The sequence below is a fragment of the Kitasatospora sp. NBC_00039 genome (assembly GCF_045160625.1).
In the GTDB taxonomy this organism is placed as follows: Bacteria; Actinomycetota; Actinomycetes; order Streptomycetales; family Streptomycetaceae; genus Kitasatospora.
Genome location: NZ_CP108289.1, coordinates 4729412 through 4747265, shown reverse-complemented (window position 1 = coordinate 4747265; position 17854 = coordinate 4729412). Strand labels below are relative to the sequence as shown.

13 protein-coding genes, 1 tRNA gene and 1 riboswitch are annotated in these 17854 nt (G+C 73.3%); of the genes, 9 read left to right on the top strand and 5 right to left on the bottom strand.

The window, feature by feature from the left end:
- Positions 1–69: 69 nt before the first annotated feature.
- From OG286_RS20975 to OG286_RS20965, 3 genes are all read left to right on the top strand, one after another.
- Positions 70–2052, top strand: coding sequence for a DUF3987 domain-containing protein (locus tag OG286_RS20975; RefSeq protein ID WP_405360503.1), 1983 nt, complete (start codon positions 70–72; stop codon positions 2050–2052).
- Between the two features lie 257 nt (positions 2053–2309).
- A complete protein-coding gene (locus OG286_RS20970) occupies positions 2310–2504 on the top strand; it encodes a helix-turn-helix domain-containing protein (RefSeq protein ID WP_328955754.1) in 195 nt (64 codons plus the stop codon).
- A 69-nt stretch (positions 2505–2573) separates the two neighbouring features.
- Entirely contained in the window at positions 2574–3941 is a 1368-nt protein-coding gene (locus OG286_RS20965) for a tyrosine-type recombinase/integrase (protein ID WP_405360505.1), read from the top strand.
- 138 nt (positions 3942–4079) lie between these two features.
- On the opposite strand, the gene OG286_RS20960 is transcribed toward OG286_RS20965, so the two are convergent.
- Positions 4080–4167: transfer RNA gene (locus OG286_RS20960), tRNA-Ser, on the bottom strand.
- A 68-nt stretch (positions 4168–4235) separates the two neighbouring features.
- Positions 4236–6035 carry a S1C family serine protease gene (locus tag OG286_RS20955; RefSeq protein ID WP_405360507.1) on the bottom strand — a complete coding sequence of 600 codons (1800 nt, stop codon included), beginning with the start codon at positions 6033–6035 and terminating at the stop codon, positions 4236–4238.
- A 244-nt stretch (positions 6036–6279) separates the two neighbouring features.
- Positions 6280–6428, top strand: a riboswitch (TPP riboswitch).
- Here OG286_RS20955 and OG286_RS20950 point away from each other — a divergent pair.
- The 4 genes from OG286_RS20950 (at position 6421) to OG286_RS20935 (ending at position 10813) form a co-directional block, all read left to right on the top strand.
- Complete coding sequence (locus tag OG286_RS20950; protein WP_405360509.1) at positions 6421–7908, top strand: purine-cytosine permease family protein; 1488 nt, start codon at positions 6421–6423, stop codon at positions 7906–7908. It overlaps the preceding riboswitch by 8 nt.
- Before the next feature lie 96 nt (positions 7909–8004).
- A complete protein-coding gene (locus OG286_RS20945) occupies positions 8005–8847 on the top strand; it encodes a glycerophosphodiester phosphodiesterase family protein (RefSeq protein ID WP_396324104.1) in 843 nt (280 codons plus the stop codon).
- A 274-nt stretch (positions 8848–9121) separates the two neighbouring features.
- Positions 9122–9715, top strand: coding sequence for an ATP-binding protein (locus OG286_RS20940; RefSeq protein ID WP_396324128.1), 594 nt, complete (start codon positions 9122–9124; stop codon positions 9713–9715).
- Between the two features lie 111 nt (positions 9716–9826).
- Positions 9827–10813, top strand: a complete 987-nt coding sequence (locus OG286_RS20935) for a DUF5926 family protein (RefSeq protein ID WP_405365664.1) — start codon at positions 9827–9829, stop codon at positions 10811–10813.
- A gap of 218 nt (positions 10814–11031) precedes the next feature.
- Here OG286_RS20935 and OG286_RS20930 read toward each other — a convergent pair whose 3' ends face one another.
- The gene (locus tag OG286_RS20930) at positions 11032–11673 is read right to left on the bottom strand and encodes a bifunctional DNA primase/polymerase (RefSeq protein ID WP_396324106.1); all 642 of its coding nucleotides are present in this window, start codon (positions 11671–11673) and stop codon (positions 11032–11034) included.
- Between the two features lie 598 nt (positions 11674–12271).
- On the opposite strand from OG286_RS20930, the gene OG286_RS20925 reads away from it, so the two are divergent.
- Positions 12272–13759, top strand: coding sequence for a PP2C family protein-serine/threonine phosphatase (locus OG286_RS20925; protein WP_396324107.1), 1488 nt, complete (start codon positions 12272–12274; stop codon positions 13757–13759).
- 130 nt (positions 13760–13889) lie between these two features.
- Complete coding sequence (locus OG286_RS20920) at positions 13890–15392, top strand: aminopeptidase P family protein (protein WP_396324108.1); 1503 nt, start codon at positions 13890–13892, stop codon at positions 15390–15392.
- 188 nt (positions 15393–15580) lie between these two features.
- Here OG286_RS20920 and OG286_RS20915 read toward each other — a convergent pair whose 3' ends face one another.
- On the bottom strand, positions 15581–17011 hold the full coding sequence (locus OG286_RS20915; RefSeq protein ID WP_396324109.1) for a hypothetical protein: 1431 nt from the start codon (positions 17009–17011) through the stop codon (positions 15581–15583).
- A complete protein-coding gene (locus OG286_RS20910) occupies positions 17008–17691 on the bottom strand; it encodes an RNA polymerase sigma factor (RefSeq protein ID WP_396324110.1) in 684 nt (227 codons plus the stop codon). Before OG286_RS20910 ends, OG286_RS20915 begins: the two co-directional genes overlap by 4 nt.
- Positions 17692–17854: the final 163 nt, after the last annotated feature.

Below are 17854 nucleotides of genomic sequence, written 5' to 3'. Positions count from 1 at the left end.
TCCCCTTCTCGGCCCGCACCCGGCACCGCCCGGGTGCGGGCCGCCCCGCTCCGTTTGAAAGGAGCTGCGTTGAGCACCGAGCCCGCGCACCCGAACGTGATCCCGTTCCGGCCCGAACCCGCCGAGGTCAAGGCCGCCGAACAGGCCGTCATCGGCGCCGCCCTGCTCGACCCCGTCCAGGTCCCCGCGCTCGCCGCCCAGCTCGGCGACCCCGGCGCGTTCTACCACCCCGCGCACGAGACGATCTGGCGGGCCATCACCCGCATGGCCGCCGGCGAGCGGCCGGTGGACCCGCTGCTGCTGACCGGCGTCCTGCGCGCGCAGGGCGACCTCGGGCGCATCGGTGGAGCCGGCTACCTGCACGCCTGCGTGGAGGCCACCCCGACCGCCGCGAACGGCGACTACTACGCCGAGATCGTGCGCGTCGCCGCCGAGCGGCGCCGGATCAACACCGCGACCAGCCGCCTCGCCCACATGGCCGGCGACGGCCAGGCCGACCTGGACGACGTGCGCGCCGCCGCCCTGGCCGCGCTCGCCGACCTCGCCACCGGCGAGACCTGGCTCGACCCCGTCCCCCTCGGCTCCCACAGCACCCTGCCGACCTTCCCCGTCCACGCCCTCCCGAAGTGGGTCGGCGCATACGTGGACGCGGTGGCCGAGTTCACCCAGACCCCGCCCGACATGGCCGCCACCATGGCCCTCGCCGCCCTGTCGACGGCCGCCGGCGGACGGGTCGGCGTGGAGATCCGGCCCGGATGGCGCGAGCAGTCCAACCTCTACCTGGTGTGCGCGATGCCCCCGGCCAGCCGCAAGTCCGACGTCTTCGCGACCATGACCGCACCGATCTACCGCGTCGAGGACGAACTCCGCGCCGACGCCCGCGCCCGGATCATCGAGGCCGAGACCGCCAAGGAGACCGCGCTCGCCGAGGTCGACGCGCTCATGGCCAAGGCCCGCAAGAACCCCGACCTCGACCGCGCGCACCTGGTCGCCGAGATCGCCGGCGCCCGCATGCTGGCCGACGAGATCGTGGTGCCGCCCAGCCCGCGCCTCACTCTGTCCGGGGACATCACCCCGGAGACCGTCACCCACCAGCTCGGCGTCCACCGCTGCCTGGCCGCGCTCTCCCCCGAAGGCGACCTGTTCGACAGCATCGTCGGCCGCTACAGCAGCAAGCCGAACCTGGGCGTGTTCCTCCAGGCGCACAAGGGCGAGCGTCTGCAGGCCGACCGGATCACCCGCGAGCAGCCCACCGTCGACAAGCCCGCGCTGACGATCGGCGTCACCCCGCAGCCTGCTGTGCTGCAGGAGCTCGGCGCCGCCCCCGGCGCTCGGGATCGGGGCCTGCTCGCCCGCTTCCTGTACTCCCTGCCGCCCTCCAACCTCGGCTACCGCAAGATCCGCACCACGCCCGTCCCGGAGCAGGTCGCCTCCGCCTACGACCTGCGCCTCACCGCGCTCCTGCACATGCTCACCGCCCTCGACGAGCCGGTCACCGTCAAGCTGGCCGAGGCCGCCGACCTCGCCGTGGAGAAGCTGCAGGAGAAGTTCGAGGTCCAGCTCCGCCCGGACGAGCCGCTGGCCCACATCAAGGACTGGGCGGGCAAGCTGGTCGGCCACATCGCCCGCGTCGCCGTCCTGCTCCACCTCGCCGACCACGTCAACGGCGACTGGCGCGCGCCCGTCGAGGCCGCCACCGTCGACCGGGCCGCCGAGATCGCGGAGTACTACACCGCGCACACCCTCGCCGTGTTCGACCTAATCGCCGCCGACCCCGCCACCGAGGACGCCCACGCCCTCCTCCAGTGGCTCCGACGCCCAAAGAAGGACGGCACCCACCGCACCCACATCAAGGCCCACGACGCCGTCGCCAGCAGCCGCCGCTTCAAGAAGGTCGCCGACGTCGAACCGGCCCTCGCCCTCCTCGAACAGCACGGCTGGCTCCGCACCGACCAGCCGCCCGCCGGCGGCCAGCGCGGCCGCACCCCGGCCGTCACGTTCCGTGTCCACCCGGCCGTGAGCACCCCCACGGACGGGGCCGAAGCCCCGTAACCGTCAGGGATGTCAGGGGAAATCCCTGACCGGCCACAACGCCGCCGGACGACCTGTCAGGCCACGTCAGGGATGTCAGGGAAAAGGCCTAATTTCCCTGACATCCCTGACAATCCCTGACGCCCTGCCAGGAGCCGAAGCCGCAGGTCAGCGATTTTCCCTGACATCCCTGACACTTTCCGCCCTCCGCCTCCGTCCGCGAGAGGGCCAGTAACACTCCGCAACCACCATTCGCACCCGCCGATGGAGTCGCCGCCATGCCCACGCAGGACCCGAAGCTCAAGCTCGCCGCCGTCCTCGAAGAGCTGGAGATGTCCCGCTCCGCCTTCTACCGCATGGTCGCCCGCGGAAAGGCCCCGAAGCTCATCAAGCTCCCCAACCACCAGATCCGCGTCCGCCGCAGCGACCTCGACGCCTGGTGGGCCGCGCAGGAGCAGAACGCCGCCGCCTGAACCGCGCCCGCCCTTCCCTCGCAGCCCCCGGCCGACTCGGCCGGGGGCTGCTCTCTTTCTGGAGCCCAATTGCTCACCTACGACGTCCAGATCCACGCCATCCGCGATCTCGGACGCGGTCGACGGCCGCACCAACTCCGCTGGCGCGTGGGGAAGAACCCCCACTCCGCGACCTTCGCCACCTTCCCGCTCGCCGACGGCCGGCGGGCGGAACTGCTGACCGCCATGCGCAAGGGCGAGCAGTTCGAGACCGAGACCGGCCTGCCCGCGTCCGAGTTCCGGAAGCTGAACCAGGTGTCGTGGTTCGCCCACGCCAAGGAGTACGCCGAGGCGAAGTGGACGCGCTCGTCGGCGAAGAACCGCGCCACCCGGGCGGATGCCCTGGCCACACTCACCGAGGCGCTAGTGACGGATCGTCGCGGGAAGCCGGACCGGAAGGTTCTCCGCCGTGCGCTCTCCTGCTGGGCGTTCAACTTCTCCGAGCACCTGGCCGAGCCGCCCGAGGAGATCACCTCGGCCTTGGCCTGGGTGACCAAGAAGTCCATCCCTCTGGGCCAGTTGGAGGACTCCGAGAACGTCCGCCGCGGGCTGGAGGCCATCGCCCGGCTGATGGACGGGAGCGTCGCCGCGGACACCACGCTCACCCGGAAGCGGATGGTCTTCAACAACGCCCTGCGGTACGCGGTCGAGCGCCGGCGGCTGCCCAGCAACCCCCTCCAGTTCGTCGACTGGACGCCGCCGGCCACGAGCGACGAGATCGATTTCCGGTGGGTGCCCAGCCCGCAACAGGGCCGGGCACTGCTGGAGGCCACCGGGCAGGCCTCGGCCCGGGGACGGCACCTGCGGGCGTTCTACGGATGCATCCTGTACGCCGCGACGCGGCCGGCCGAGGCCACGAACCTGCGTCTCGTCGACTGCACCCTGCCGGAGAGCGGGTGGGGCGAGCTGGTGCTCGGCAGCAGCTCGCCCCGGGTCGGGTCGCGCTGGACGAACGACGGCCAGTCGCACGAGGAGCGCGGCCTCAAGCGGCGGGCCCGGAACGCCACCCGCGAGGTGCCGATCCCGCCCGTGCTGGTCCAGTTGCTCCGTGAGCACGTCGCCGCGTACGGGGTGGCGCCGGACGGCCGGCTGTTCCGGGCGGCGCGGGGCGGGCGGCTGCTGACCAAGGAGACCGCGGCCGTCTGGAAGCGGGCCCGGGGGATCGCCCTCACCCCGAAGGAGCTGAAGACCAAGCTCGCCGAGGTGCCCTACTCCTGCCGTCATACCGCCGTCTCCGGGTGGCTGGCGGCCGGTGTGGACCAGACCGAGGTGGCCCGGCGGGCGGGGCACAGCGTGGCGGTCCTGCTCCGGTTCTACGCGAAGGTCATCAACGGGCGGCAGGAGCGCGCGAATGGCCTGATCGAGCGGTTCCTCGACGGCGACGAGCCCGCCGCGTAGGGCCCGAATCCGTTCCACAGGCGTTCCACACAGGGTGGTCCGGAGGGGCATCCGGGTGGGACACCCCGGGACGGAATCGAAAAGAGCGGGTATCGGCATGTAGCCGATACCCGCTCTGATCAGGTCTTTCCCCACCAGCGGAGAGCGTGGGATTCGAACCCACGGTACGGGGTCACCGCACGACAGTTTTCAAGACTGTTCCCTTAGGCCGCTCGGGCAGCTCTCCAGGCGGAGGTCAGCCTAACGGGTCCGGCGGGGTTCGGTGCACCGGGTTTCGGGGGTCGAGGGGGTCGGTCAGTCGCCGACGCGCTCGGCGAGGGTGACCTTGGTGGTGAAGGTCTGGCCGTTGCGGGTGTACTCGACGTCGACGGTCTCGCCGGGCTTGTGCGTCCAGATCTTGCTGACCAGGGCGGGGCCGTTCTCGATCGGGCTGCCGCCGAGCTTGGTGATGACGTCGCCGGGCTTGAGGCCGGCCTTGTCGGCGGCGCCGCCGGGGGTGACGGCGGGGGTGCCCTGGATGTCCCGGGTCTGGATCTGGGCGCCGTCGCCCTTGTAGTCGTCGTTGCGCAGGACGTCGAGCTTGGCGTAGACCGGCTTGCCGGTCTTGATCAGCGTCTCGGCGACCCACTTGGCCTGGTTGATCGGGATGGCGAAGCCGAGGCCGATGCTGCCGGCCCGGCCGGTGCTGGAGGTGTTGGACTGGATCGCCGAGTTGATGCCCATCACCGCGCCGCTGGAGTCCAGCAGCGGGCCGCCGGAGTTGCCGGGGTTGATGGAGGCGTCGGTCTGCAGGGCGTTCATGTACGAGGACTGGGCGCCGGTCTCGTCGCCGGAGGCGACCGGGCGGTCCTTGGCACTGATGATGCCGGTGGTGACGGTGGACTCCAGGCCGTACGGCGCACCGATGGCGATGGTGGAGTCGCCGACGTTGACCTTGTCGGAGTCGGCCAGCGGAAGCGGCGTCAGCTTGCCCTTGGGCGGGCTGTCGAGCTTGATGACGGCGACGTCGTAGCCCTCGGCGCGGCCGAGCACGGACGCGTTGTAGGACGAGCCGTCGGCGAACTTGACGGTCAGTTTTCCGCCGCTGGAGGCGGGCGCGACAACGTGGTTGTTGGTGAGGATGTGGCCCTCGGTGTCGAAGACGAAGCCGGTGCCGGTGCCGGACTCGCCGTTGCCCTGCGCCTTGATGGTGACGACGCTGGGCAGCGCCTTCTGCGCGATGCCGGCGACGGAACCGGGGGCGGGCTCGTTCTTGCCCGGGTTGCTGGCCTGGACGGGGGTGCTCCTGTGGTCGTCCGCGGCGGAGATGCTGGTGTCGTTGCGGTCGGCGATGGTGACGCCGACCGCGCCGCCGGCCACACCGGCGACGAGGGCGACGGCGGCGACCAGGGCGATCAGGCCGCCGCGCTTCTTGCGCGGGCCGCCGGGCTCGGGGGCGGCGGGGTACTCGCCCGGGTAGCCGAGCGGGCCGCCGGGGTAGCCGGGGCCACCGGGCGTGCCGGCACCGCCGGCGCCACCGGCGGTGGAGTCGTGCATGCCCCAGCCGCCGAGCGGCTGGCCGGCGCCGAACGGGTGGTGCTGGCCCGGCGCGGCGGGCGCGCCGGGGGCCGCCGGGGCGCCGTACGGGTCGTGGGCGGGGGTGGCCGCCGCGACCGGGGCGACGGGCGCGGCCGGGGTCGCGTACGGGTTGCCGGCCGGAGCGGCGGGCGCCGGGGCCGCGGGGGCCGCGGGGGCCGCGTGGGCGGCGGGCGCGGGCGGGGCGGGCGGCAGGACCGGCGGCGGGGCGTCGATGTACCCGGCGTCGGTCACCGCGGGGGCGGCCGGAGCGGCCGGGGCGGCCTCCACAGCGGGCGCGGCGGCCGGCTCGGGGGCGGCCACCTTGCTGAACGCCAGCGTCGGCGTCGACCGGCCGGCGGCCGGCGTACCCGCCGCGGCGTCGGTCAGGGTGTAGTCGGCCTCGGGCGCCTCTGCGGGGGCGGAACCGGCGGACGCGGACTGCGCCGGGCCGTCAGGAGCGGGACCCACCACCCCCTGGCCACCGGAGGGCTGCTCCCCCTGCGGCCCGGTGGACCCAATCTCGCGCTCGGTGCTCACGGACGACCTCCATAGCTGACAGGACCAACAACCATAGTTTTTCGCACACTCGATTCGATTGCCGTAAGGACCCTTCTGAAGAACTCATAAGAATCCTTAGCCCGGTCCAACAGCAGCCCCGATTCGACACCCCCGCCCGGCACCCCGGCCGGCGGCCCCCGGCCACCCTCCGCGGCGTCCCGCGATGCGGACCGCAGGCGCCTGGCCTTGGCGTACACCCCCGCGCCGGTTAGCCTGTCGCTCCAAACTGACACGCGGGAGCTTGGACCCACCAGGCTGAGAGTGCGCCGGTCGACCGTACGCCACGGACTCCGTGGACGGATCGTCGAGGGGGCGCAGACCGCCGGAACCTGTCCGGGTAATGCCGGCGTAGGGAGTATCGGCCATGCCGCCTGCTTCGCCATCCTCTTCTTCGGGCGCGCCCGCGTCCAAGGATTTCCCCGGGTCGTCCCCGGACGTCCACCCCACGACCGCTGATTCCGACGCGGCCGCCCCCGCCTCCGGTTCCACCGCCGCGCTGGACCGTCCGCAGCGGACCGAGCGGGTCGAGGCGCCGCTCGTCCTGGACACCGCGCCGCCGCGCACGCTCCGCTTCCGGGACCACTTCGCGCTCTGGATGAACCTCGGCGTCAGCCTGATCGGCTTCACCACCGCCGCCACCGTGCTCGGCGCGCAGGGCAGCGAGCTGTCGCTGGCCGCCGCCGTCACCGCGATCGTGGCCGGCACCGTGGCCGGCACGGCGATGCTCGGCGTGGCCGCGCTGATCGGGGCGCGAACCGGTGCGCCGGCGATGGCGAACCTGCGCGGGCTGTTCGGGACGCGGCTCTCGTACGTCCCGACCGTGCTGAACATCGTCCAGTGCATCGGCTGGGGCGTGTACGAGCTGCTGGTCATCGCGATGGGCGCGCAGACCGTGGCGCACACCGAGGGCTACCGCTGGGTGTTCGTCGTGCTGGCCGGTGCGGTGACGACCGCGCTGACCATCTGGCCGCTGGGCGCGATCGCGGTGCTGCGCCGTTTCGTCGCCGCGGCGGTGGCGGTCGCGATGGTGTACTTCACCGTCCAGCTGGGCCGCCACGGCGTGCCGGACCCGGGCGCGGGCAACTGGCACGGCTTCCTGAAGGCCACCGACGCGATGATCGCCGTCTCGATCTCGTTCGTGCCGCTGGCCGCCGACTACACCCGCCACTCGCGCACGCCGCGCGCCGCGTTCTGGGGCAGCTTCTCCGGCTACACCGTCGCCCAGGTCTGGTGCTACGTGCTCGGGCTGTTCGCGCTGCTGCAGTCCGACGGCGACGCCACCAGGATCTTCGACTCGTTCCTGGGCGTCTGGGCCGGCTGGTTCTTCCTGCTGGTCCTGGTGCTGCGCGAGACCGACCAGTCCTTCGCCAACGTGTACTCGACCGCGATGTCGGTCCACAACCTGCTGCCGAAGGTGGACCGCCGGGTGCTCACCGGCGGGACCGGTGTGCTGATCACGGTGCTGGCGCTGCAGATCACCGAGTTCACCGACTCCTACTACGCCTTCCTGGGCCTGATCGGCTCGGTGTTCGTGCCGATGTTCGCGGTGCTGGCGGTGGACTACTTCCTCGGCGCCGGCCGGCGCGGCTGGAACCTCGCCGACGACGCGCCGTCCCGCTGGCTGATGCTGCTGCCGTGGGCGCTCGGCTTCGCGGTGTACCAGCTGATCGCGCCGACCGCGATCGCCGGCTGGTGGACGGACTTCTGGACCTCCGTCCAGGAGGCGCTGCACTTCACGCCGCAGGAGTGGACCTCGGCGTCGCTGTTCGGCTTCCTGGTGCCGGCCCTGGCCACCTGGGCGCTCACCCCACTGACCCGCCGGTCCGCGCCGTCCGGGACCCCCACCGCCTGACCCGGCCGCCCGAGCGGCGACGGCTCCACCGAAGACGGCCCCTCGATTGGGGCCGTCTTCGCTTTCGCGTCACTTCCGCCGCCTATCGTGGAGGGTGTGACCAGCCCAGACCTCTCCCCGGCGACGGCGCGCACCGCGCCGCCCGTCCAAGTGATCGCCCACCGTGGTTCCTCGCACGCGCTGCCCGAGCACACGCTCGCGGCCTACCGCCGGGCGCTCGAGGAGGGCGCGGACGCCGTCGAGTGCGACGTCCGGGTGACCGCCGACGGGGAGCTCGTCTGCGTCCACGACCGCCGGATCGGCCGGGTCTCTGACGGCCGCGGCACGGTTTCCGCGATGACGCTGGCGCAGCTGGAGGCGCACGACTTCGGCGCGTGGAAGACCGGCGTGCCGAGCGAGGACCCGGAGCTGCGCGGCGTGCTGCGGCTGGAGAGCCTGCTGGAGCTGGTCGCGGACTGCGGACGGCCGGTGGACCTGGCGATCGAGACCAAGCACCCGGTCCGTTTCCGGGGGCGGGTGGAGAGCGAGCTGCTGCGGATGCTCGACCGGTTCAAGATCGGCGGGGCGCAGCAGGGCGAGGAGCCCCGCGAGGACGACCGCCCGCAGGCCCGGATCATGAGCTTCTCCTCGCTGGCCCTGACCCGGGTGGCCGCCGCCGCGCCGGAGTACCCGCGGGTCTTCCTGTTCGAGCGGATGCTGGCGCTCCAGGGCCGGCTGCGCCCGGGCGCGCCCCTGCCGGGCCGGGCCCGGATCGCCGGGCCGGGCATCGACCTGGTGCGGGCCAGGCCCCGGCTGGTGACGCGGCTGCGCGAGCTGGGCCACCAGGTGCACGTCTGGACCGTGGACGAGCCGGCCGACGTGGAGCTCTGTCTGGAGCTCGGGGTGTCGGCGATCATCACCAACCGCCCGGCGGAGGTGCTGGCCCAGCTCGGCCGGTGATCCCGTTCCGGTTCGTTCGCTCGGTCGCCCGTCGGGTCGCCCGTCCGTCCGTCCGGTCGCCGGTCGGTTGATCGTTCCGGGAGGAACGCAAACCTTCCACGATCGTTTGTGCCGGAGATTATCCGTTTTAACGACGGAGGGTGAGCACCGAATCACCTGTCGCGCACCGAGGGTCGCGGGTCTTGAAATGTCCGCGCGGGATCGCCGCGCGGTCGTTTCCGACGCATTACCAAGGGGCATCCATCCCTCGGCATACGCTGAAGGAGGTCCGGGGGTGGCGTTGATGGTGGCGCGTGAAGTGCCGACTTCATCGACCATGGCAGTGCCGCACGGCCCAGCGAGTGTCGGGGTCGCACGGCGCCGACTGCGTCGAGATCTGGGTGACCGGGAGATACCGGAACCGGTCATTGATGATGCTGTTCTGATCCTTTCCGAACTGCTGAGCAATGCCTGTCGATACGCCCGGCCACTCGGCCCGCTCCTCGCGCTCGGCCGCAGTGCCCGCGCCGAGGTGGTGGACCAGGTGCTGGTCGGCGTCCCCTCCGGGGCCGCCGGTGCAGCGGGCGCCAAGACCCGGGCGCAGGCCCAGCCGGCCGACGGAGAGGCCGACGGCGGCATCCTGGTCCGCTGGCAGATGCACGCGGACGGAATCCTCACCCTGGAGGTGACCGACGGCGGGTCGCAGACCCGGCCGTCCCCGGCCAGCCCGTCGCTGACCTCGCGCGGCGGCCGCGGGCTGGGCATCGTCGGCCGGCTGGCCAGCGACTGGGGCGTGCGCGACGCGCCCGGCGAGGTCACGGTGTGGGCGGCGCTGCCCGCCCGGGCCCGGCACGCCCGGCGCGCAGGCGGTGATGCCCGCAGCGCCTGACCGTCTGCGGACACCCCGCCCCGCTCGGCGTCCCGGTGCGTGCCCACGTGCCGGGAGAACGTCAGTAGGCTGCCCGGAGCACAACACAACCGTCCCCGGGAGAGCCGCACCATGGGCAAGAAGGCCGCCAAGAAGGCGCCGCAGCGCAGCCAGTCCACCACCGCCGTCACGGGTGAGATCCCCGTGGTCGGGGCCCGCGAGAACTGCCCCTGCGGTTCGGGCCGCCGGTACAAGGCCTGCCACGGCCGGGAGGCCTCGCACGCCGTGCAGGAGCTGGTGCACCGCCCGTTCGAGGGCCTGCCGGGCGAGGCCGACTGGGTGGCGCTGCGCGAGCTGGTGCCGGCCGCGACGGCGCCGCTGACGCTGGCCGCAGGGGTGGCCGAGGCCGCCAACGGTGACGTCCCGTCGGTGACGCTGGCCACCGTCCTGCCGCTGGCCTGGCCGGCGCTGCGCCGCCAGGACGGCTCGATCCTGCTCGGCCTGCAGACCCAGTCCGCCTCCGGCGACCTGAGCCGCGACCTGGCGGACGCCCTGGAGCTGGCGCTGGCCACCGAGCCGGGCACCCCGGTGCCGGCCCGCCGCACCGTCCCGGGCGGCCGCCGCCTGCAGGACCTGCTGGACCTCGACGCCGCCTTCGCGCCCGCCGTGCACACCGGCTTCGAGTTCTGGCTGGAGGACGCCGAGACCGCCACCGGCGAGGTGGCCGCCTCGCTGGAGCGCGCCAACGCCTCGGCGATCCCCACCGAGAAGCTGGACAGCGTCGACTCGGCGTACTGGTGCGGCACCCCGGACAAGAACCACCTGCGCTGGGTGATGACCGTCCCGGAGGAGCAGCTGCTGGACGCGCTGGCCCGGCTGACCGCCGCCGACCGGTCCTCGATCGGCGAGGACACCCGCCTGGTCGGCTCGTTCCGCGCGCACGGCCTGACCGTCCCGGTCTGGGACCTGCCGCTCGCGATGACGGCGGCCGACTGCGAGAAGCCGGCCGCCGAGTTCGCCGAGCGGCTCGCCGCGACGCTGGTCGATGCCACGCCGCTGACCGCCGAGGAGCGGCGCGCCCGGGCAAACCTGGTGAACCGTCAGGTCACCCTGAACTAAAGGCACCCGGGATCCGGGTGATACGCGTCACATTGGCCGTCGGGACCGCAATTTCCGGGCTGTGAAGGCCTCTTGGAAATTGGCGTGGCCGCGGATCCTTGTTACTGTCTAAAGAGTCCGGTCGCTGGTGCATCCCCCGTCGCCAGCGGCCGGATCTTTGTTTTTCCGGATCATCCGGTTCGGCCGCGCCGAGGATCATCCGGTTCGAGCGTGCCCGATCAGTATGCCGAGCGCCCGCTGTCCAGCCGGACCGTCGCCTCGACCAACTCGCCCAGCAGCGGCCCGACCTGGGGCAGCCAGACCCCGCCGTCGACCGCCGGGCGGGGCGCCAGCACCCAGCGCACCCGGCCGCCCGCCCCGCCGCCGGGCGGCAGCGGCAGGAAGCCGCCCGTCCCGTGGTAGCGCAACGAGCCCGGCACCCAAGGGAGTTGGGCGAGCATCTCGCCGAGCGCCTCCAGTGAGTAGGGAGCGACCAGCAGCGCGTAGCGTCCGGGCAGCGCCAGCACCGGGCCGAGCGGCAGGCGCAGCGCGCCGAGGTAGGCGAGTGCCCGGGCGCCGGCCGCCTCAGGCAGGCTGACCGCCGAGACGGTCCCACCGGTCGCGGCCAGGACGGGCGCGTCCGGGCTCTGCCGCTCCCACCACCACCGCACCATCCGGGCGTCGGTGGTGGCCGCGAGCAGCGGGGGGTCGTGCGGGTGGGCGCCGGGGACGGGGCAGGCGGGGTCGCCGCAGGAGCAGGCGCCGCCCAGCACCAGCGTGCCGGGCACGACGGGCCAGCGGTGGTCGACGGCGGCCGCCAGGGCCTCGGCCAGCCGGGCGGCTCGGGCCTGCGAACGGCTGTTCCTCGGGTTCTCACGCATGGCGCTCGTTCCTTTCCGTGACCGCTCGGTTCGCTCCGGGCCCGCCGGCCCGCCTCGGGGTACGCCGCACCGGCCCGGAGAAAAGGGGGCGGGAGCGCACGACGAGCGGCGTGGCAGCGGTGGAGCACGGTGTGGAGCACGACCTGAAAGGACCGCGGATTAGAACAGCCCTTGGAACGAGAATCCCGTATGCGACCGGATGGACGCCGCCCGGGCGCGGTTGGTTCCACCGTACGAGTGAGTGACTTCCGGCCGACCCGGCTCACGGGCGGCGAAAGCATACGATCCGGACGGCCACCGGAGCCGTCCTCACGGTTCTGCCCGTTCTCGTCCGCTCCATGCCCTCGGCACCGACCGGCGCGCGCACAGACGGAACGCGCCCCCAGAGCGGACTCCGGGGGAGGTGGAACCGGCCGCCTGCGTCGTCACGGATCTGGACATGCCCCGAATGGCCTGTGTAGAAGTGGTGGCATTGCTGTCGATTCAATGACGAGTAGTAGCGAATCGAGGCGAAACGCGCCCTGTGGCCGTCCTCGCCCCACCCGGCCGTACCTGGGGGGTTCCGCATGACACGTACCACCGCGTCAGGAGTGGCGGCATGACCGAGTCCCACCCACCGTCGACGTCCTCCGAGCCGGGTGAGCCCTGCGGCGCCAGCGGGCTCTCGGTGCTCGACCATCCGGGCTTCCCCGGCCCCGCCGCCGGGGAGGCCGACGAGCACACCGGACCGACCGGGGAGCAGGACGGCCCCGTCGGCGATCAGGGCAGCGTCACCGAGGGCCGCACCGCGCCCCCGTCCGGCGTGCAGGACCGTTTGGCCGGACGACTGTCCGATTTCACCAGCCTGCACGAGCACACCGAGCTGCTCGCCCGCGCCCGCGGCCTGACCGCCACGCTGGACACCGTGCTGGCCTCCGGCACCGCGCTGCTCGGCGCCCGCCGCGCCCTGCTGGTCACCGCGCTGCCCGGCGGCGGCCCCAGCCAGCCCGTCGGCCACGGCCTGGACCGCGCCAGCCTCGGCTCGCTGGAGACGGTGCCGCCGGACCAGAGCCTGGTCGCCCGGCTGCTGCGCGAACACGACCGCCCGGCCGAGTTGTCCTCCCACGACCTCGCCGACGACCCCGCGGTCGGCGCCCGGCTGCGCGAGCTCGCCGCCCACCTCGGCCTCGGCGGCTGCTACGGCCTGCCGCTCGCCACCGAGGAGGAGGGCCCGCTGGCCGCCGCCCTCTGGTTCTACGACGAACCCGCCGGGCCCACCGAGCGCCAGCGCGAGCTGGCCCGCCGGTACTGCGAGGTCGCCGCTCCGCTGCTGGCCAAGCAACTGGACGCGGAGAAGGTCCGGCGCACCACCGAGGCGCTGCGCCGCGGGCTGCTGCCCGACCGCCTCCCGCAGCCCGCCGGGCTCAGGCTGGCCGCCCGGCTGGTCCCGGCCGGCCTGGACCACTCGGCCGGCAGCGACTGGTACGACGCCATCCCGCTGCCGGACGGCACCGTCGGCCTGACCGTGGGCAGCGTCTCCGGCGACGGCCCCGGCGCCGGACCGGGCTCCGCCCCCGGCGCGGCCGCCGCGATGGGCCGGATCCGGGCGGCGCTGCGGGCGTACGCGGTGCTGGAGGGCGAGGACCCGGTCTCCGTCCTCGGGGACCTCGAGCTGCTGCTCAAGACCACCGAACCGGCCCGCAGCGCCACCGCCGTCTACGCCTGGGTGGAGCCGGAGGACCGCCGGATCACCATGGCCGGCGCGGGGCACTGCCCGCCGGTGCTGGTCACCCGGTACGGCGCCGAGTTCGTGGAGACCTCGCTCTCCGCGCCGCTCGGCATGCTGTCCTGCTGGGAGGCGCCGGGCGTCGAGCTGACCGCCGAGCGCGGCGACACCCTGCTGCTCTACACCGAGGGCCTGGCCCGCCGCTGCGGCCCGACCCTCCACGCCGGGCAGGCCAACCTGCGCCGGGCCGCCGCCGACGCCCCGCGCGACGTGCGGATCGACCCGGACCGGCTCTGCGCCCACCTGCTGGCCGTCTGCCCCGGCCCGGGCGCCGGGCCCGCCACCGACGACCTGATGCTGCTGGCCGCCCGCTTCACGTAGGCACCGGCGCCCGCTGTCATGACCCCGGACAGGCGAGCGGCCGGGCGTCCGTACCATGGACGCACGGCCGCCCACGCGCGTCGCGATCCGACGCGGCCCGGGCGGCACCACGCGCAAGGAGGCGACGTACGTGACCGAGGACCGCACCCCGGCGGTGGCCGAGAACCCCGAGGCCGCCGGCGGCGACGAGACGCCGAAGTTCAAGGGTGGCCGCAAGAACGGCCTCTACTCGGAGGTCTCCGACGAGCTGGCCGCCTCGATGAAGTCCGGCTGGGCCGACACCGAGCTGCACGGCCTCACCCCGGTCGCCCAGGCCCCGTACGCCGCCGAGCGCCGTGCCCGGCTCTCCGCCGCCTACCCCGGCGAGCGCCTCGTCGTCCCGGCCGGCAACCTGCGGGTGCGCGCCAACGACACCGACTACGGCTTCCGCGCCGCCAGCGAGTACGTGCACCTCACCGGTGACCAGACCGAGGACGCGGTGCTGGTCGCCGAGCCCACCGGCGACGCCGGCCACGAGTTCGGGCTCTACCTGCTGCCCCGCTCGAACAGGGAGAACGGCGAGTTCTGGCTGGACGGGTACGGCGAGCTCTGGGTCGGCCGCCGGCACAGCCTCACCGAGCAGCAGCAGCTGCTCGGCCTGCCCGCCCGCGACGTCCGCAAGGCCGCCGACGAGCTGGCCGAGCGGGCCAAGGGCGGCTCCGTCCCGACCCGCATCGTGCGCGGCTACGACGCCGGGCTGGAGGCCGCGCTCGCCGACGTGCTGGACGCCGACAAGGACGCCGAGCTCAAGGAGTTCCTGAGCGGCCTGCGGCTGGTCAAGGACGAGTGGGAAGTCGGCGAGCTGCGCGCCGCCTGCACCGCCACCGTCAACGGCTTCACCGACGTGGTCCGCGAGCTGGGCCAGGCCGTCGCCACCTCGGAGCGCTGGATCGAGGGCACCTTCTGGCGCCGCGCCCGGGTCGAGGGCAACGACGTCGGCTACGGCTCCATCTGCGCCGCCGGCCCGCACGCCACCACCCTGCACTGGGTCCGCAACGACGGCGAGGTCCGCCCGGGCGAGCTGCTGCTGCTGGACGCCGGCGTGGAGACGCACACCCTCTACACCGCCGACGTCACCCGCACGCTGCCGATCGACGGCCGGTTCAACGAGCTCCAGCGCAAGATCTACGACGCGGTCTACGACGCGCAGGAGGCCGGCATCGCGGCCGTGAAGCCGGGCGCCCGGTTCCGCGACTTCCACGACGCCTCCCAGCGCGTGCTCGCCGAGCGCCTGCTCGCCTGGGGCCTGCTGGACGCCTCGGCGTACGACGTCGAGAAGGTCCTGGAGCTGGGCCTCCAGCGCCGCTGGACCCTGCACGGCACCGGCCACATGCTCGGCCTGGACGTCCACGACTGCGCGCACTCCCGCACCGAGGAGCACGTCGACGCGCTGCTGGTGCCCGGCATGGTGCTCACCGTCGAGCCCGGCCTGTACTTCCAGCAGGACGACCTGACGGTGCCCGAGGAGTACCGCGGCATCGGCGTCCGGATCGAGGACGACATCCTGGTCACCGCCGACGGCAACGAGAACCTCTCGGCCGGCCTCCCCCGGCGCGCCGAGGACGTCGAGACGTGGATGGCCTCGCTCGCCTGAGCCCGTGGCGACGGTGACGGCCCGGCTCCCCCGCGTCAGGGGAGCCGGGCCGTCGCCGTCGTGGTCAGGACTTCACGGCGGGGTGCAGGACGACCGGCTCGGCGTACAGAGGTCTCCCACGGCACGCGAAAGGCGCCGCGACCGGGGAGAACCCTGCTCGCGGCGCCTCACCGGGCCGAACAGGCGCGCTACTTGACGACCACCCGGACCGGGATGCTGCGGGTGCCGAGCGCGGTGAACGGGCCCTGATCCGGGATCATCAGCGCGTTCGCGGTCACCGGCATCACCCCGACGCCGTCCTCGCCGGTCAGCTTCATCCGGTATTTCACCGTCACGCTCTGCCCGGGAGCCAGTGCGAAGGCACCGGCCGTGGCCGGCTTGCCCGCCGCCGGCTGGGCGATGTCCAGGGGGGTCCAGGTGGCACCGTCCTGGCGCTCCATCGCCCCGTGCACGGCCGGCTGGCTGCCGGCGTAGGCCTCCGCGTACACCTGGGGAACGACGGAGCTGAAGTTGGTCTGGCCGGTGTTCTTGAAGGTGACCGAGAAGGCCACCGGGCTGCCGTCGTTCGGCACCAGCTGGCCCGTTCCGAGACCGTCGACGGTGACCGCGACGGCCTGGCCCGTTGCCGCCGGCGGGGCCTGGCGGCCGCTGAGGTCGATGGTGTCGAGGATCGACACCAGGGCCGACTGGTACTCCGGCTTGAGACCGTTCGCGGCGATGAAGACCTGATCCGTCTTCAGCCCCCACAGCTGTGCGGTGAACTCGTCCCCGGGCTTGCAGGTGACCTGCCACTGCGTCTTGTTGATCGGCCGCCCGGCCACGATGTCGCGACTGCGCACCGGCGTACCGATCTTCATGGGCCCGTCGGGGACGTACGGGCGGCCCCAGACCGGGCAGTAGGGCTGGTGGCTGAAGCCGTCCGGTGCGTCCAGGTCGGACGCCGTGGGCCAGGTCGCGTGTTCGACCTCGTCCGCGGTGAGGTAGGACGCGATCAGCACGCCGTAGGGCGCGCACGTCTGCTCGGCGCCCGCGGGCGCCCCCGGGCTCAGGACGCACACCGAGGTCTGCGACGGGCCGGGCGGCACCACCTTCCACCCCGCCGGCACCTTGAACTTGACGCCACGGAAGGTGTACGGGACGGAGGCCGACTGCGGCGGTGCGCTGCTGGTCGGGGCGGCGGGCGACGTGGCGGCGCCGGCCGGCGTCGCGGGCTCGTCCCCCTCCCCCGGATCGGCCGCCGGGGGAGAGGTGGAGGTCGGGGTCGCGGTCGGGCTCTGCGAGGGCGTCGACTCCGCCGTCGGGCTCGGGCTCGCCGTGACCGTTTCGGTGGCGGTGGCGCTGGCGGCCGGTCCCGGGTCCTGCTGCTCGGCGACGGAGTCGCCGCGGAATCCGAGCACGCCGAACGCCATCGCGGCGGCCAGGCCGAACAGCGGCACGGCGGCGATGTACGCCGGCCGCAGCCGGCGCACCCGGTTCTTCGGCGGGGCGGACGGGCGGAGGCTGTGCGCGGTGATCTGCGTCGCGCGGGCGTTCATCGCCTCGCGGAGCAGCCGTTCCATCGGGGTGTCGTCCGGCCCGCCACTGTCGCCGCCGGATAGGCGGGGAAGCTTGTCGGTCATCGAACCTTCTCCAGATGCTTTTCCAAGGCGTCCAATGCCCGGCTGGCGGTGGACTTCACGGCGCCCCGGGAGAGCCCCAGGGTCTCGGCTATCTGCGCCTCCGACAGGTCCGACCAGTAGCGCAGCACGAGGACCTCGCGCTGGCGTGGGGTCAGTTCCTGCAGGGCGACCAGAACCCGCCGGTGCTCGTCGTTGAGCACGGCGTGGTCCTCGGCCGACGGCGCATCGGCCTCGTGCGGAGGTACGTATTCGCGGGCCGTCTTCCGGCGCCGCAGCATCGACCGGGCACCGTTGACCACGGAGGTCCGCAGGTACCCGAGCGCGTTGTCCAAGTCCTCCAGCTGCTCCCCGTGGCGCTGGTAGAGCTGGGTGAAGGCCTCCTGGACCACGTCCTCGGCCAGGTCCTGATGGTCGACCAGGAGGACCGCCATCCGTACCAGGCCCAGCCGGTGCGCGTGGTAGAGGTCGGTCAGGGTCGGCCGCTCCTCCTCGGCCGCCTGCTTGCGCCCCCCGCGAAGCAGTCGGAAGCCCGAACGGCGCTGCGCCGCCTCCTGCTCCGGGCCCGCGCCGACCGTCGCGCCGGCGACCTCCTGAGCTCCGAAGAAGAGAACGGCCAGCCCGGCGAAGGAGAAGCCGCGGCCCCTCCCGGGTCCCACAATCGGCCCGATGGCCATGGACATGTACGTTCTGCTTTCCCCCAGGACGGCATCCGGCACCGGCCGGCCCGTCAGGACCTGTGATCAAGATCGTGATCTGCGGGAATCCTGCCAGTACCGCTCTTCCGGCTCCGGATGCCCCCCATATCGATGGACGCGCGGGGGCGCCCGGGGTTGCAGTCGTCCT